This is a genomic window from Pseudomonas sp. NY11955 (assembly GCF_048068035.1).
In the GTDB taxonomy this organism is placed as follows: Bacteria; Pseudomonadota; Gammaproteobacteria; order Pseudomonadales; family Pseudomonadaceae; genus Aquipseudomonas.
This window is the reverse complement of record NZ_JBLUPS010000017.1, coordinates 23,918-38,168: the sequence shown is the minus strand read 5'-3', so window position 1 is coordinate 38,168 and position 14,251 is coordinate 23,918. Positions and strand designations below refer to the sequence as shown.

Here is a 14,251-nt window from a genome sequence, read left to right as displayed (position 1 = left end):
CGGCTTTAAAGCATTCGCGGGCAAGCCCGCTCCTACAACGGCCGGTGTAGGAGCGGGCTTGCCCGCGAAGAAAGCAACTCGGTATCAAGCTATATCGCGCAATTCCCGCCGCAGAATCTTGCCCACCGGCGTCATCGGCAACGATTCGCGCAGCACGATGTGCTTGGGCACCTTGTAGCCGGTGAAGTTGGCCTTGCAGTAGGCCTTGAGCTCATCCACGCTCAGGCCGCTTTCGCGCGGCACCACGAACAACTTCACCGCCTCGCCGGAGCGTTCGTCCGGTACGCCGATGGCGGCGCAGTTGGCGACCTTGGGGTGGCCCATCACCACGTCCTCGATCTCGTTGGGGTACACGTTGAAACCCGAGACGATGATCATGTCCTTCTTGCGGTCGACGATGCGGGTGAAGCCGTCCGGGTCGATCACCGCAATGTCACCGGTCTTGAACCAGCCTTCTGCATCCAGGGCCTGGGCCGTAGCCTCGGACTGCTGCCAGTATCCCTTCATCACTTGCGGGCCCTTGATGCACAGCTCGCCGCGCTCGCCCAGTGGCATTTCGTTGCCGTCATCGTCGATCACCTTGAACGCGGTACCCGCCACCGGGATGCCCACCGTACCCAGGCGCGCCAGTTCGCCGTAGGGGTTGGTGCTGGCCACCGGCGAGGTTTCTGTCAGGCCGTAGCCTTCGACAATGCGGCATCCGGTAAGGTCTTCCCAGCGCTCGGCGGTGGCCTTGACCAACGCCGTGCCACCCGAGTTGGTGACCTTCAGCGCCGAGAAGTCCAGTTGCCGAAAACCAGGGTGGTCCATCAGTGCAACGAACAGGGTATTGAGCCCCAGCAGCGCGGAGAAACGCCACTTGCCCAGCTCCTTGATAAAGCCGGGAATATCCCGTGGGTTGGTAATCAATACGTTGTGGTTGCCGGTAACCATCATGCACATGCAGTTCGCGGTAAAGGCATAGATGTGGTACAGCGGCAGCGGCGCGATCATTACCTCCTGGCCGTCCTTGAGCAGCTTCTGCCCATCGGGGCCGTGCTGGGAGAAGCAGGCCAGCACCTGCAGCATGTTCGCCACCAGGTTGCCGTGGGTGAGCATCGCGCCCTTGGCCAGGCCAGTGGTGCCGCCGGTGTACTGCAGCACGGCGATGTCGCTGAGGCTCAGCGACACCGGCTTGAGCGACAGCCCACGGCCCTCGCGCAGCACCTGTTTGAAGGAGACCGCCTGGGGCAATTGGTAGGCTGGCACCATCTTTTTCAGCTTGTCGACCACGGTGTTGATCAGCCAGCCCTTGGCAGTGGGCAGCAGGTCGCCCATTTTCGCCTCGATCAGGTACTCGATGCCGGTATCGGGCAGCACCTCCTGCACGCGCTTGCCGAACATGTTCAGGTACACCAGCGCACGCGCGCCACTGTCCTTGAACTGGTGGCGCATCTCGCGCTCGGTGTACAGCGGGTTGGTGTTGACCACGATCAACCCGGCGCGCATGGCACCGAACACGGCGATGGGATACTGCAGCACGTTGGGCATCTGCACGGCGATGCGGTCGCCCGGCTTGAGGTCGGTGTGCTGCTGCAACCAGGCAGCGAAGGCTGCCGAATGGCGCTCCAGCTCGGCATAGCTCAGGGTCACGCCCAGGTTGCTGAACGCCGGGCGGTCGGCAAAGCGCTTGCAGGAGCGTTCGAACACCTCGACGACCGAGGCGTAGGCATTGATGTCGATGGTGGAAGGCACGCCCGCCGGGCGCTTGTCATTCCAGAAGTCGGCTTGCATTTATTATTGTTCCTCTGCCTGGACCTGCACTGCGTCCTTTAGTCCTTTACCTGATCGCCTGCTGGCGAAAAGGCGTTGATCCGACGTTAGCAGGTAAGCCCAAGGTGGCATATACGCCAAGTGCCGCCATTAACATTGTGAATCTTATTTGTGCCCTTCCTGCAATCCGGCCGGTTGTGCATACACTGTTCGGGTATCCGTGCGCACAAGGACCCGCCATGCCCCACGACGCCTTCTGGCTGCCCGCCAGCGAGCACTGCAGCCTGTACGTGCACCAATGGTTGCCAGCCACACCGGTAAAAGCCGTGGTCCTGCTGGCCCATGGCATGGCCGAGCATGCCGGGCGCTACCAGCGCCTGGGTCAAGCCTTGAGCGAGGCTGGCTTTGCCCTGTTCGCGGCCGACCAACGCGGCCACGGGCGCACCGCCGAATTGGGCAACCTCGGCCTGTTCGCCCGCCATCATGGCTGGAATGCCGTGGTCAACGACCTCGGGCTGCTGGCCCAGCACATCGGCCAGCAGTACCCGTGCACGCCGTTGTTCCTCTTTGGTCACAGCATGGGCAGCTACATCGCCCAGGCTTACCTGCTGCACCATAGCGCCAGCCTGCACGGGGCGATCCTCAGCGGCTCCAACTACCAGCCGGCGATGCTGTACCGTGTGGCGCGGCAGATTGCACGGCTGGAAGCCTGGCGCCAGGGGCCACTGGGCAAGAGTGCACTGATCGAATGGTTGTCGTTCGGGTCGTTCAACAAGGCCTTCAAGCCCAACCGCACAGCATTCGACTGGCTCAGCCGCGACCCGGTCGAGGTCGACCAGTACGTCGACGACCCGTTGTGCGGCTTTCGCTGCAGCAACCAGTTGTGGCTCGACCTGCTGCAAGGCTTGGCGCAGATCAGCCAGCCGGGTAACCTCGCGCAGATCGATCCCAACCTGCCGATGCTGGTGATCGGTGGAGAATGTGATCCGGTCAGTGCCGGCAAGCGTCTCACCCATCTGGCCGACGCCCTGCGCGCGACCGGCAATCGACATGTACAGCTGCGCGTCTATCCTGAAGCGCGGCATGAAGTACTCAACGAAACCAACCGTGACGAGGTCACCGCCGATATTCTCGGCTGGCTTGAACAAGCGCTGGCCCTTGGCCGCCCTGTGCGCAGTGAATGATAGCCGCCCTCGCCCAACGCTTAAGGAAGCACCGATGTCCCAGGTCACCAACACGCCTTACGAAGCCCTCGAAGTCGGCCAGAAGGCCGAGTACAAGAAGTCCGTTGAAGAACGCGACATCCAGCTGTTCGCTGCGATGTCCGGTGACCACAACCCGGTTCACCTGGATGCCGAGTTCGCCGCCAAGAGCATGTTCCGCGAGCGTATTGCCCATGGCATGTTCAGCGGCGCACTCATCAGTGCTGCAGTGGCCTGCACCCTGCCTGGCCCAGGCACCATCTACCTGGGCCAGCAGATGAGCTTCCAGAAGCCGGTGAAAATTGGCGACACCCTGACCGTGCGCCTGGAAATCCTCGAGAAGTTGCCCAAGTTCAAGGTGCGCATCGCCACCAATGTGTACAACCAGAACGATGAGCTGGTCGTGCAGGGTGAGGCCGAAATCCTGGCACCGCGCAAGCAACAGACCGTCGAACTGGTGTCGCCGCCGAATTTTGTGGCTAGCTGAAAACTGATTTAGCCAGTACCGGCCTCTTCGCGGGCAAGCCCGCTCCCACAGGGACCCCACAGCATGCAGCCTTGGCGCGATCCTGTGGGAGCGGGCTTGCCCGCGAAGAGGCCGGTATAGCCAACATCACTCGATGAGTTTCAGCCGCTGCTCGATATACCGCCGCTCCGGCGCTTGCCGGGTCAAAGCCAGCGCTTGTCGCCAGGCCGCACGCGCTTGCTCCACCTGCCCCAGCTGGTAATGAAATTCGGCACGCGCCGCATGCGCCAGGTGATAATCCTGCAATTCCCCCCGCGCCAGAATCCCCTCGACTTCGCGCAGGCCAACCTCCGGCCCATCCCGTTTCGCCAGCGCCACCGCCCGGTTCAACTCCACCACCGCCGATGGCCAATGACGCTGCAACACGTCGTACAGCCCAACGATCTCTGCCCAATCCGTCTCTTCAGCTGTCGCCGCTTCGGCATGCACAGCAGCAATCGCCGCCTGGATGGTATAGATACCGAACGCCCGGCTCTGCAGCGCCTGGCGCACCAGCTCACAGCCTTCGGCAATGTGCTGCCGGTTCCACAGGCTACGGTCCTGCTGCTCCAGCACCACCAAGTTGCCCTGGGCATCGGTACGCGCCCCCTGCCGGGACGCCTGCAGCAACATCAAGGCCAGCAGGCCAACCGCTTCCGGGTCGGGCAGCAACTGCACCAACAGCCGGGCCAGGCGAATGGCTTCATCGCTCAGGTCCTGCTGCAGCAGTGCCTCGCCCGATGACGCCGAATAGCCTTCGTTGAACACCAGGTAGATCACCCGCAACACGCTTTCCAGGCGCTCCGGCAGCTCATTCAGCTCTGGCACCTGGTACGGAATGCCAGCGTCGCGGATCTTGGCTTTGGCGCGGACGATACGCTGGGCGATGGTGGCCGGGCTTTGCAGGAATGCCCGGGCGATCTGCTCGGTGGTCAGGTCGCAGACTTCGCGCAGGGTCAGCGGTACCTGGGCATCGGCCGACAGTGCCGGGTGGCAGCAGGTGAAGATCAGCCGCAAGCGGTCGTCCGCCAGCAGTTCCTCTTCACTGGGGTCCTGCGCCTGGCCTTCCAGCAGCATGCCGAGGTCTGCCTGGGAACGATCGAAACGGGCGCGCCGGCGCAGCGCATCGATGGCCTTGAAACGCCCGGTAGAGACCAGCCACGCGCGCGGGTTGGCGGGGATACCGTCGTGCTGCCAGCGCTCGACGGCAATGAAGAAGGCATCGTGCATGGCCTCCTCGGCCAGGTCGAAATCACCCAGCAGGCGGATCAACGTCGCCAGGATGCGCCTTGACTCGCCCCGGTACACGGCCTCGACTTCGGCGCGTACCTGCGCCAGTGCCGTCATCAGTCGGGCATCCGTTGGGTCACCACTTCCACCAGGCGGTCCAGGCTTTCTCCCCAGCCTTGGTGGAAGCCCATTTCTTCATGGGCCCGGCAGTCAGCGGCATTCCAGTGCCAGGCACGAGCGGTGTAGCGGGTTTTGCCGTTTTCCTCGTCAAAGCTGATCACAGCAGTCATGAACGCCTTGTCCGACGGCACCCAACCGGGGCCGAAGGCATCGGTGAACACCAACCGGCGTGGTGCGGCAATTTCCAGAAATACGCCTTGGTTCGGGTACTCACTGCCATCCGGCGCCCGCATCAGGGTGCGAAACAGGCCGCCGGCCCACAACTGCATCTCGCACTCCGGGGTGGTCATACCGTGCGGCCCCCACCACTGCATCAGCCACTGGGGTTCGGTCCAGGCCCGGAACACTTTGGCCGGTGGTGCGTCGATCAGGCGGCTGATGGACAACTCGTGTTGCGCTTGCGCAGTGGGTGCAAGGCTCATGCTGGTTGTTCTCCGTAGCGGTCAGGGTTGCAGTTCGCGCACCGGGCGCACCTCGACACTGCCGACCCGTGCGGCAGGGATGCCCTTGGCGATGTTCAGTGCTTCGTTGAGGTCGCGGGCCTCCACCAGGTAAAAGCCGGCCAGTTGCTCCTTGGTTTCGGCGAACGGGCCGTCGGTCAGGCTCATGTGCCCGTTGCGCATGCGCACCGTGGTGGCCGTTTGCACTGGCTTCAGCGCCTCAGCCGCCAACATGCGCCCGGAGCCGTGAATGGCTTCGGCGTAGGCCATGCACTCGGCGTCTTCCGGGCTGTCGGGCAGGCTGTGCAGCAGCCCTTCGTCACAATAGACCAGGCACAGGTATTTCATGGTCGCCTCCAGGGCATTGGCAAAGTGCGTTTGGCGATAACGGCTCAGGGCTTGAGATCGAACAGGGCTTTTTGCGTTTCCATGTCGAAGGGCGCCGACCAATGTTCGTGGATCACCTGCCACTGTCCACCTTGACGACGATAGCCCACGGTGGCACGCATGAAGCCGCACTGGCTTTCGTCATCGCCCGGGCCGCAGCGGTTCAACCAGTGGGCCAGGGCCAGGTCGCCAGCGGCGTGTACGGTGAGTTCGGCGCACTCGAAGACCATGGGGCCGGTGCACATGCCCATGCACATTTCCCAGTGCTTGGTGTAGGGGGCCTTGCCTTTGAATTGCAGGGACTGAATGGCATCGAAGGCGACGATGTCATCGGCATAGGGGGCGGTGATGTTGGGGATGTCGCGATCGCGCACGGCCTGCATCCAGCGCTCGATCAGTTGGCGGATTTCGGTTTCGGCTGCGGTGCTCATCGGGGTTCCTCCGACAGTACATAGGGTGTTGACATGCGCTGCAGCATGCCTTCATCCATGGTCGAATACAGGTCGGAGGATTCGACAAAAAGAAGAAATTATTCTGTAACCGTGACGGTTGAGTACCAGCCAGAAACAAAGAAGCAGCCAGGTTCAGGCCATTGCGGCTTGTTCGAAGACTTCATCCGCCCACTGGTTGAGGCTTTTGCCGGCAGCACGGGCAGCGACGCTTGCGGCAGCATGAACTTCGGGCCGTATACGCAACATTACTTTGCCTGAGGCGGGCTTTTCCGGTGCAATGCCCTGCTCTGCACAATCGGCCAGGTAATCTTCCAGCGCATCGCGAAACGCTTCATGCAATTCAGGCACCGAGCTTGCGTGGAAGCTGATGATGTCTCGCATGCCGAGCACACGGCCAACGAAGATGTCGTCACGCTCGTCGTACTCGATACGCGCGGCGTAGCCTTTGTAGCGCATGCAACTCATGTCCTGACTCCTGCCCGCAAGAGGAATTCGCGAGCCTCTTCAATCTGATACCGCTTGGCTTCTTTGCCTGGATGAGGCCGGTGACACCTCCAGGACTGGTCAGCAAGCACTAGCTTCACCCTGGAACCCTGACGCTCCAGCACCTGACCGCCAAGATGGATCACCAATGCCTCAATCTCGGAGAACGCCAACGACACCGTGGTCGGCGTTCGGAAAATAGCGTCGAGAATTTTGCGGTATCGAGTGTTCATCGAAAAATGCTATCAAATTAAGATAGCACTTTTTCCTCGATATTCATTCAGGATTTTTCTTTGCATGCAGCGCGGTCAAGCAAATGGCCTACCGCCAACAACCCGGCGATAGGCCGTCAACCTCAGACAAGAAACTGATCAGCCCTGCTGGCAACCCTCACCCATGGCCCGGTACTGGATGGTGTGCACCTGGCCCTGGTGGTCTTCGTAAGTCATGGTCGCAGGTACCACCTCGCAGACATTGGGGATGGTCGACAGGTTGATCACCCGTTTGATGTCCAGGTTCATGGAGTAGTCGTACTGCTGGGCCACAGGCTGGCTGGAGACAGGTTTGACCTCATCGGCAAGGGCGAACGAGGACATACCGACCAATGCAAGAATCAGTAATGGTTTCATGTGGGTTTGCCTTTTGAGCATTCAAGCTGATCGATTGACTTCTATTGCCGTATTCGGCGCGGAGAAGTTGCCATCTACGGTGAAGATGGCACGAAGTACCGATCCCGCTTCGTACTGCCAGGGGGGATGAGTAAAATTCTACTCCCGGCCAGCAATAGTTGAACCCCGGAGTCGGATATTCACCCTTGCCGGTTTTGCAACAATCTGCGACAAAATGGCCGCAAATCATCAGGCCAGAGCCTTTGGCCACGTTTCAGGGTAGGGCTGACCATTTCTGAAAATTTATGCTGTTCGAAACTTTCGGACACAGAACGCCGGCTGCTGGACCACTTTTACCGCCAGCACGGCTCGCGCATGCGCGCGGCAAGCGACGCCGAACTCTGGGTCGCCAGAGCCCCAGTCATCATCGCCGGGCTGAGCCTGAGTGCGGTGAATGAGGGATTCTGGCTGACCGGCCTGTTCGTCGACCCGCAGCGGCGCAGCCAAGGGGTGGCCGCGCGGTTGGTCGAAGCGGCGCTGGCGCAGGTTGACGGGCCTGTCTGGCTGTTCTGTCATCCCGACCTTGCCCCCTTCTACCAGCGCTTGGGGTTCGACCTGGCCGGACAACTGCCAGAAGCCCTGGCCGGCCGCCTGCAACGCTACCAGCGCAGCAAGCGCCTGGTAGCCCTGCAGCGAGGTCAGTCGTCGCCGACTTCCAGCCCGGGGAACAGCACCTCGGTGTAGCCAAACTTGGCAAAGTCCTGGATACGCGATGGGTACAGCCGGCCGATCAGGTGGTCGCACTCGTGCTGCACCACCCGCGCATGGAAGCCGTCGGCAAAGCGGTTGATCGGCTTGCCCTGGGGGTCGATCCCTTCGTAGCAGATATGCTTGAAGCGCGGCACCACGCCACGCAGGCCGGGCACCGAGAGACAGCCTTCCCAACCATCCTCGACCTCGCTGGAGGTCGGCGTGATAACCGGGTTCAGCAGAATGGTCTGCGGCACCGCCTCGGCATCCGGGTATCGCTCGCTGCGCTCGAAGCCAAAGATCACCAGTTGCAAGTCGATGCCGATCTGCGGCGCGGCCAAGCCCACACCACCCACATGGAGCATGGTTTCGAACATATCGTCGATCAGTTGCTGCAGCTCGGCAGTGCCGAGCATGTGTTCGGGCACTGGCGGGGCGATGCGCAGCAGGCGTTCGTCGCCCATCTTGAGAATGTCACGGATCATCGGGGGTTCGGCTCGACGGTATGAGGCTCGCTCGGTTTCGGGTGCTCGTGGCCCAGTACCGTCAAGGTTTCCTTGGGCTTTTCCCCGTCGAAGTCTTTTTCGCCCGGGTTCTTGCCTTCGGCGGACATGTGCTCGATCACCGCATTCATTTCGGCGCCTAGCAGCAGCACGGCAGCCGAGATATAGAAATACAGCAACAGCACGATGATTGCACCAATGCTGCCGTACATGGCGTTGTAGTCGGCAAAGGTCTTCACGTAGTAGGCAAAGCCCAGTGAGGCCACGATCCACACCACCACCGCCAGCACCGAGCCTGGGGTGATGAAGCGAAACTTCTGTTTCACGTCAGGCATCACGTAGTAAATCAGGGCCACCGCCACCATCAGCAGAATGATGATCACCGGCCAGCGCAGGATGGTCCACAGCGTGACGATGAACTCCTGCATGCCGACCTGAGCAGCGATCCACTCCATCACCTGGGGGCCAAGTACCATCAGCGCAGCGGCCGCCAGCAACATGCCGGCCAGGCCCACGGTGTAGAAGATGGACAGCGGAATGCGCTTCCATACCGGGCGGCCTTCGGGCACGTCGTAGGCAGCGTTCATGGCGCTCATCATCAGCCGCACACCGGCCGAGGCGGTCCACAAGGCGATGACGATACCTACCGATAACAGCCCGCCCTTGGACTGCTGCAACTGGTCGATCACCGGGTTCACCTGCTCCAGCGCCTGGGGCGGCAGTACCAGTTCCGACTGCAGGCGCAGCCAGGAAAAGAAGTCCGGCAAGTGCAGGAAACCGATCAAGGCAATCAGGAACAACAGGAAGGGGAATAGCGAGAACAGCGCCTGGTAGGCCAGCGCTGAAGCATAGGTGGACATCTCGTCGTCGAGGAATTCCTTGACGGTGCGTACCAACACGCGGTGCAGGGGCAGGCCGCGCAGGTCGGGGAAAATCATAGCGTCTCCTTTCGCCGCTTGATCGTTACAACAGGTAAGTCTAATAGACCCTGCCCGTGCTGTGCTGCTCCCGGCCGTACTACAAGAATTTGCTTACAACAGCACCAACCCGTTCGCGGGCTTGCCCGCTCCCACAGACACCGCACAAACCTGAAGTCTCGTGCAGTACCTGTGGGAGCGGGCAAGCCCGCGAAGAGGCCAGTACAGCCCACTCAAATCAAGGCTTTTTAACCGCATCCTTGACATTGCCCTTGATTTGCTGGGCCTCGCCTTTAAGTTCCTGCGCCTTGCCCTCGGCCCGCAGCTTGTCGTTGTCGGTCACCTTGCCAATACCCTGTTTCACGTTGCCAATCGCTTCGTTGGCCAGGCCTTTCGCTTTGTCTTTAGTACCGCTCATGGCAAAACTCCTGCAAATGGGGACACGTGAACCGTGTCGACAGTTGGTGGACCCAACGCTTTCATCAGGAGTTTCAACGAATTTCCCTTGCATGAGCCGAGCGGTAAATCTGCGACGCGGGTTCGCCGGTAAAGCACCGGCCTCTTCGCGGGCTTGCACAGGCACCGCGAGTGACAAACCTTGCCCAGCCCGGTGCCACCCCTCACAATGCAGGCCTTCATAGCGTCAACCCGCAGGAACCTGCATGAAACTCGACAAACCCGCCGCCATTGCCCGGCGCAACGAAGCATTGGCCCGGCCGGTGCTGACCAGCAGCAATACCTTGTTCGCCATCCTCGACCGCAAGCGCAACCTGTGGTGGTTCGAAGTGCCGGTGGCGCTGCTGCGCAAGGGCCAGCCCGACTGGGTCAACCTGCTGCTGCACACCCCTGAAAGCGATGAGTTGCAGCACCTGAAGGTACCCGTCAACTTCCTGCGTGCTCACCAGGAGCAGATGGAAGTGCGCAACCCCGGCAAGCGCCGCTCCACCATCAGCCTGGCCCTCAGCGCCGACCGCGACTCGCTGCTGCGCGACACCCGCCCGGGTGGCGAGCAGCTGGACTTCCGTACCTTCGTGCAGGCCTGATCAGGCCTTTTCGATCCGATCGTCATGGATGACGATCAGGCCCTGCTTGAACAACCCGCCAATGGCCTTCTTGAAGTTGCCCTTGCTGACGTTGAACAGCTTGCTGATCAACGCCGGGTCGCTCTTGTCGCATACCGCCAACACCCCGCCTTCGGCCTCCAGGCGCGCCATGATCTGCTCTTGCAGGGTGTCCGCCAGGGCGGCGCCGACCGGCTGCAGGCTCAGCGAAATCTTGCCGTCCGGGCGCACTTCCTTGATGAAGCCCTTCTCATGCATGCCCGAGCGCAGGAACTTGAACACCTCGTTCTTGTGGATCAGGCCCCAGTGGCGGTTGTTGATGATGGCCTTGAAGCCCATCGGCGTTTCGCCGGCCACCAGCAGCTCGACCGGTTGGCCAACCTTGTAGTCGGCCGGGGTGACGTCGAGGTAGCGGTCCAGGCGCGAGGTGGCGGTGATGCGCCGGGTGCGCTTGTCGAGGTAGACGTGCACCACGCAGTAATCGCCGATCTTCAGCGGCCGCGCCTCTTCCGAGTACGGCATCAGCAAGTCCTTGGACAGGCCCCAGTCGAGGAAGATACCGGCGCCGTTGATGTCCTTGACCTTGAGGCTGGCGAACTCACCCACCTGCACCTTGGGCTTCTCGGTGGTGGCGATCAGTTGGTCTTCGCTGTCCAGGTAGATGAACACGTTCAGCCAGTCATCGACCTCGGTCTCGGCGTTTTTCGGGATGTAGCGCCCAGGCAGCAGGATCTCGCCATCGGCGCCGCCATCCAGGTACAGACCGAAGTCCACGTGTTTCACGATTTGCAAACTGTTGTAACGCCCAAGCAGAGCCATTTCCGATGATCCTCAAGACAAGGGGGTTATTTTCCGGATAGACATGGGGTGGTGTCAAAGCTTCCGGACGGTTGCCCCTGTGCCATTGGCGATTTGGGCTTGCCGATGGAAGGAAACCGCCATTGCCGCACCGCAGTGGAACCGTGCGGCTACCCTTACGTCTACCCACTGGCCGCCACTGCAAGGAACAGCACATGCCGCAACGCCTGTCCAAAGCCCTGCTTATCGCCATCGGCTTCGCCCTGGTCGCCTGCAGCCGCATCGACCTGGCCTACCGTAACCTCGACCGCCTGGTGCCTTGGTCGCTGGGCGATTATCTGGACATGAACCGCGAGCAGAAGGCTTTGCTCGACGACCGGTTGAAGGAACACCTGGCCTGGCATTGCAAGACCCAGCTGCCCGGCTACCTCGACTGGCTGGACCGGGTACGCGGCATGGTAGCCGACGACCAGGTAACCGACCAGGCCCTGCAGCAACGCACCCGCGAGGCCCGCGAAGCAATTGGCCGGGTCGCCGAGGAAATCACCCCGTCGGCGACCGAGCTGCTGCGTGGCATGAGCGACAGCCAGGTAGCGGAAATGCGCGAAGCTTTCCGCGACGACATCAGTGAGCGGCAGAAGCAGTATGTCGATACCCCACTGCCGAAACAGATCGCCCGCCGTACCGAGCGTATGGAAAAGCGCCTGACACCCTGGCTTGGCGAGCTGACCCCGGTGCAGAAGCAACGTGTGCGGACCTGGTCCGAGGCATTGGGCGACCAGAACCGTGAATGGATCGCCAACCGCGCCCACTGGCAGCAGCAATTGCTGCTGGCGATGAACCAGCGCAACGATGCCAGCTTCGAGCCGCGCCTGGCGACCTTGTTGCAGCGCAAGGAAAGTTTGTGGACACCGGCGTATAGGTCGGCCTATCAAAATACCGAGCGGCAGGCGCGCAGCTTGCTGGTGGACCTGGTGCAGCAGAGCACCCCGCAGCAGCGGCGGTTTCTGCAGGAAAGGCTGGGCAAGGTGCGGACTGATTTCAGTGAGCTGAAGTGTTTGAAAGGGTAGTTGTGGACAGCAGGATCACCGCCCCTTGCGCCGGTAAGGAAACACATCGATCACCTTCCCCTCGCGTATCGCCGCCTGCAGCCCTTTCCAGTAATCCGCGTCATACAATTCCCCATGCAAGCGGCTGAACAACCGCCGCTGGCCCATATCGGCAAACAGGAACGGCGGAAACTCCTCGGGGAATACGTCATGCGGCCCGATGGAGTACCACGGCTCGCCCGACATCTCGTCCTCCGGGTAACGCGGCGGCGGGATGTGGCGGAAATTCACTTCGGTCAAGAAGCTGATTTCGTCATAATCGTAGAACACCACCCGACCATGGCGGGTAACGCCAAAGTTCTTCAGCAACATGTCGCCGGGGAAGATGTTCGCGGCCGCCAGTTGCTTGATGGCCAGGCCGTAGTCCTCCAGCGCCTCCAGCACCTGGGCCTCGCTGGCCTGCTCCAGGTACAGGTTCAACGGCGTCATGCGCCGCTCGGTCCAGCAGTGGCGGATCAGCACGGTGTCACCCTCCAGCGCCACGGTCGACGGTGCCACTTCCAGCAGCTCGGCCAGGCACTGCGGCTCGAACTTGCCTAGCGGGAAGCGAAAATCGGCAAATTCCTGGGTATCGGCCATGCGCCCCACACGGTCGACGCTTTTCACCAGCCGGTATTTGTCGATCACCGTGGCCCGGTCGACGGTTTTCGACGGCGAAAAACGGTCCTTGATGATCTTGAACACCGTGTTGAAGCCCGGCAGGGTGAACACGCTCATGACCATACCACGCACCCCTGGCGCCATGACGAAGCGGTCATCACTGTTGGCCAGGTGGTTGATCAGCGCCCGGTAAAACTCCGACTTGCCGTGCTTGTAGAAACCGATCGAGGTGTACAGCTCGGCAATGTGCTTGCCCGGTAGGATGCGTTTGAGGAAATTGACGAACTCCGCCGGCACAGGCACATCGACCATGAAGTACGAGCGGGTGAACGAAAAGATGATCGACACCTCGGCCTCGTCGGTGATCAGCGCATCGGCCTCGACCCCATGGCCTTCGCGGTGCAGCAGCGGGATCACCAGCGGCCACTGCTCATCGCTGTTGTACAGCCGGCCGACCAGGTAGGCGCCCTTGTTACGGTAGAGCACCGGCGAAAACAGCTCCAGCGCCAGCGTCGGGTCCTTGCACACCCAGTCCGGCAGGCTTTCACGCAACTGTTCTTCAAGGCGCGACACGTCGCTTTCAAGATCACCATAGGCAAATGCGTAATCGGCGAAGATCGCCCGCAACAGCGCCTTGAGGCTGCCAGCAGGGCAATAAGTACGGGTTTGCGTCGCACGCTCGTGGCTGCGGATCGACGGCCGGGTGGTGTGGATGAACATGCAGCCGTCGCTGATCTGGTCATGGCTGAACAAACTGCAGAACAACGAGTTGTACCAGGTCTCCGACAGTTCATCGTCCAACCGTGGGTCGATCAGGCGTATATAGGCGCTTTTCACCAAAGGCCACTGCTCGACCTCCAGCAACACCTCGTCATCGAAGGCATCGCGTAACCAACCGTTGACCTCGCCGACCTTCTGTTCATAAAGGTTGATCCGCGTGGCGGCGGCTCGCTGGATATCTTGCCAACGCGCCTGCTCGAAGCGCTCGCGGGCGCCGAGGGTAATGCGGCGAAAATGCTCGCGGTAGTCGTCGAAGCCATCGAGGATCATCCGGGCGATCTCGCCGGCAGGCCAGTGCTGGGTCATTCGGTGAGCCTCGGTGCAGTGTTGAAATACAGAGCTTAGCCGCCCCCGCACAGTATGGGTTACCCCCATACCCGGGTAGGAGCAGCCTTGTGCTGCGAAGAGGCCCGTACAACCAGTAGAGATGCATGGGCAGTACCGGCCTCTTCGCAGCACAAGGCTGCTCCTACAGAATTTACACCGCAAGAAAG

At 61.3% G+C, this 14,251-nt stretch carries 18 protein-coding genes; 5 read left to right on the top strand and 13 right to left on the bottom strand.

The features are described 5' to 3' along the window. Positions 1–84: 84 nt before the first annotated feature. Complete coding sequence (gene fadD2 / locus ACNFBR_RS24670; RefSeq protein WP_416737175.1) at positions 85–1,773, bottom strand: long-chain-fatty-acid--CoA ligase FadD2; 1,689 nt, start codon at positions 1,771–1,773, stop codon at positions 85–87. 218 nt (positions 1,774–1,991) lie between these two features. Here fadD2 and ACNFBR_RS24665 point away from each other — a divergent pair, with 218 nt between their 5' ends. Then, positions 1,992–2,936 carry a lysophospholipase gene (locus tag ACNFBR_RS24665; protein WP_416737174.1) on the top strand — a complete coding sequence of 315 codons (945 nt, stop codon included), beginning with the start codon at positions 1,992–1,994 and terminating at the stop codon, positions 2,934–2,936. Positions 2,937–2,970: 34 nt separating this feature from the next. Beyond that, positions 2,971–3,441 carry a MaoC family dehydratase gene (locus tag ACNFBR_RS24660; RefSeq protein WP_012273633.1) on the top strand — a complete coding sequence of 157 codons (471 nt, stop codon included), beginning with the start codon at positions 2,971–2,973 and terminating at the stop codon, positions 3,439–3,441. 126 nt (positions 3,442–3,567) lie between these two features. Here ACNFBR_RS24660 and ACNFBR_RS24655 read toward each other — a convergent pair whose 3' ends face one another. From ACNFBR_RS24655 to ACNFBR_RS24625, 7 genes are all read right to left on the bottom strand, one after another. After that, the gene (locus ACNFBR_RS24655) at positions 3,568–4,806 is read right to left on the bottom strand and encodes an RNA polymerase sigma factor (RefSeq protein ID WP_416737173.1); all 1,239 of its coding nucleotides are present in this window, start codon (positions 4,804–4,806) and stop codon (positions 3,568–3,570) included. Beyond that, complete coding sequence (locus ACNFBR_RS24650) at positions 4,806–5,291, bottom strand: SRPBCC family protein (protein ID WP_416737172.1); 486 nt, start codon at positions 5,289–5,291, stop codon at positions 4,806–4,808. The genes ACNFBR_RS24655 and ACNFBR_RS24650 overlap by 1 nt, the downstream gene beginning before the upstream one ends. A 21-nt stretch (positions 5,292–5,312) precedes the next feature. Further along, on the bottom strand, positions 5,313–5,657 hold the full coding sequence (locus tag ACNFBR_RS24645) for a YciI family protein (protein WP_172233190.1): 345 nt from the start codon (positions 5,655–5,657) through the stop codon (positions 5,313–5,315). A 44-nt stretch (positions 5,658–5,701) separates the two neighbouring features. After that, positions 5,702–6,127, bottom strand: coding sequence for a YybH family protein (locus ACNFBR_RS24640; RefSeq protein ID WP_416737171.1), 426 nt, complete (start codon positions 6,125–6,127; stop codon positions 5,702–5,704). Between the two features lie 153 nt (positions 6,128–6,280). Then, the gene (locus ACNFBR_RS24635; RefSeq protein WP_416737170.1) at positions 6,281–6,613 is read right to left on the bottom strand and encodes a type II toxin-antitoxin system HicB family antitoxin; all 333 of its coding nucleotides are present in this window, start codon (positions 6,611–6,613) and stop codon (positions 6,281–6,283) included. Continuing rightward, positions 6,610–6,864 (bottom strand): type II toxin-antitoxin system HicA family toxin, encoded by a 255-nt coding sequence (locus ACNFBR_RS24630; protein WP_416737169.1) that lies wholly within the window; start codon positions 6,862–6,864, stop codon positions 6,610–6,612. The genes ACNFBR_RS24635 and ACNFBR_RS24630 overlap by 4 nt, the downstream gene beginning before the upstream one ends. 138 nt (positions 6,865–7,002) lie before the next feature. Then, positions 7,003–7,260, bottom strand: coding sequence for a DUF2790 domain-containing protein (locus tag ACNFBR_RS24625; RefSeq protein ID WP_416737168.1), 258 nt, complete (start codon positions 7,258–7,260; stop codon positions 7,003–7,005). A gap of 354 nt (positions 7,261–7,614) precedes the next feature. Between ACNFBR_RS24625 and ACNFBR_RS24620 the strand changes: the two genes are divergently transcribed. Continuing rightward, positions 7,615–7,983, top strand: a complete 369-nt coding sequence (locus tag ACNFBR_RS24620) for a GNAT family N-acetyltransferase (protein ID WP_416737167.1) — start codon at positions 7,615–7,617, stop codon at positions 7,981–7,983. Here the strand turns inward: ACNFBR_RS24620 and def are convergent. From def to ACNFBR_RS24605, 3 genes are all read right to left on the bottom strand, one after another. Next, the gene (def, locus tag ACNFBR_RS24615; RefSeq protein WP_416737166.1) at positions 7,938–8,474 is read right to left on the bottom strand and encodes a peptide deformylase; all 537 of its coding nucleotides are present in this window, start codon (positions 8,472–8,474) and stop codon (positions 7,938–7,940) included. The two genes, ACNFBR_RS24620 and def, sit on opposite strands and share 46 nt — an antisense overlap. Next, positions 8,471–9,430 (bottom strand): YihY/virulence factor BrkB family protein, encoded by a 960-nt coding sequence (locus tag ACNFBR_RS24610; protein ID WP_416737165.1) that lies wholly within the window; start codon positions 9,428–9,430, stop codon positions 8,471–8,473. Before ACNFBR_RS24610 ends, def begins: the two co-directional genes overlap by 4 nt. A 217-nt stretch (positions 9,431–9,647) precedes the next feature. Continuing rightward, a complete protein-coding gene (locus ACNFBR_RS24605; RefSeq protein ID WP_274906786.1) occupies positions 9,648–9,827 on the bottom strand; it encodes a CsbD family protein in 180 nt (59 codons plus the stop codon). 244 nt (positions 9,828–10,071) lie between these two features. On the opposite strand from ACNFBR_RS24605, the gene ACNFBR_RS24600 reads away from it, so the two are divergent. Then, positions 10,072–10,452: a hypothetical protein gene (locus tag ACNFBR_RS24600; RefSeq protein ID WP_416737164.1), complete on the top strand. Its 381-nt coding sequence runs from the start codon at positions 10,072–10,074 to the stop codon at positions 10,450–10,452. Here the strand turns inward: ACNFBR_RS24600 and ACNFBR_RS24595 are convergent, their stop codons facing one another. Next, positions 10,453–11,289 (bottom strand): S1 RNA-binding domain-containing protein, encoded by an 837-nt coding sequence (locus ACNFBR_RS24595; RefSeq protein WP_416737163.1) that lies wholly within the window; start codon positions 11,287–11,289, stop codon positions 10,453–10,455. It abuts the gene before it with no gap. A 194-nt stretch (positions 11,290–11,483) separates the two neighbouring features. Here ACNFBR_RS24595 and ACNFBR_RS24590 point away from each other — a divergent pair, with 194 nt between their 5' ends. Next, entirely contained in the window at positions 11,484–12,338 is an 855-nt protein-coding gene (locus ACNFBR_RS24590) for a DUF6279 family lipoprotein (protein WP_416737162.1), read from the top strand. Between the two features lie 15 nt (positions 12,339–12,353). Here the strand turns inward: ACNFBR_RS24590 and aceK are convergent, their stop codons facing one another. Beyond that, positions 12,354–14,063: a bifunctional isocitrate dehydrogenase kinase/phosphatase gene (aceK, locus tag ACNFBR_RS24585; RefSeq protein ID WP_416737161.1), complete on the bottom strand. Its 1,710-nt coding sequence runs from the start codon at positions 14,061–14,063 to the stop codon at positions 12,354–12,356. Positions 14,064–14,251: the final 188 nt, after the last annotated feature.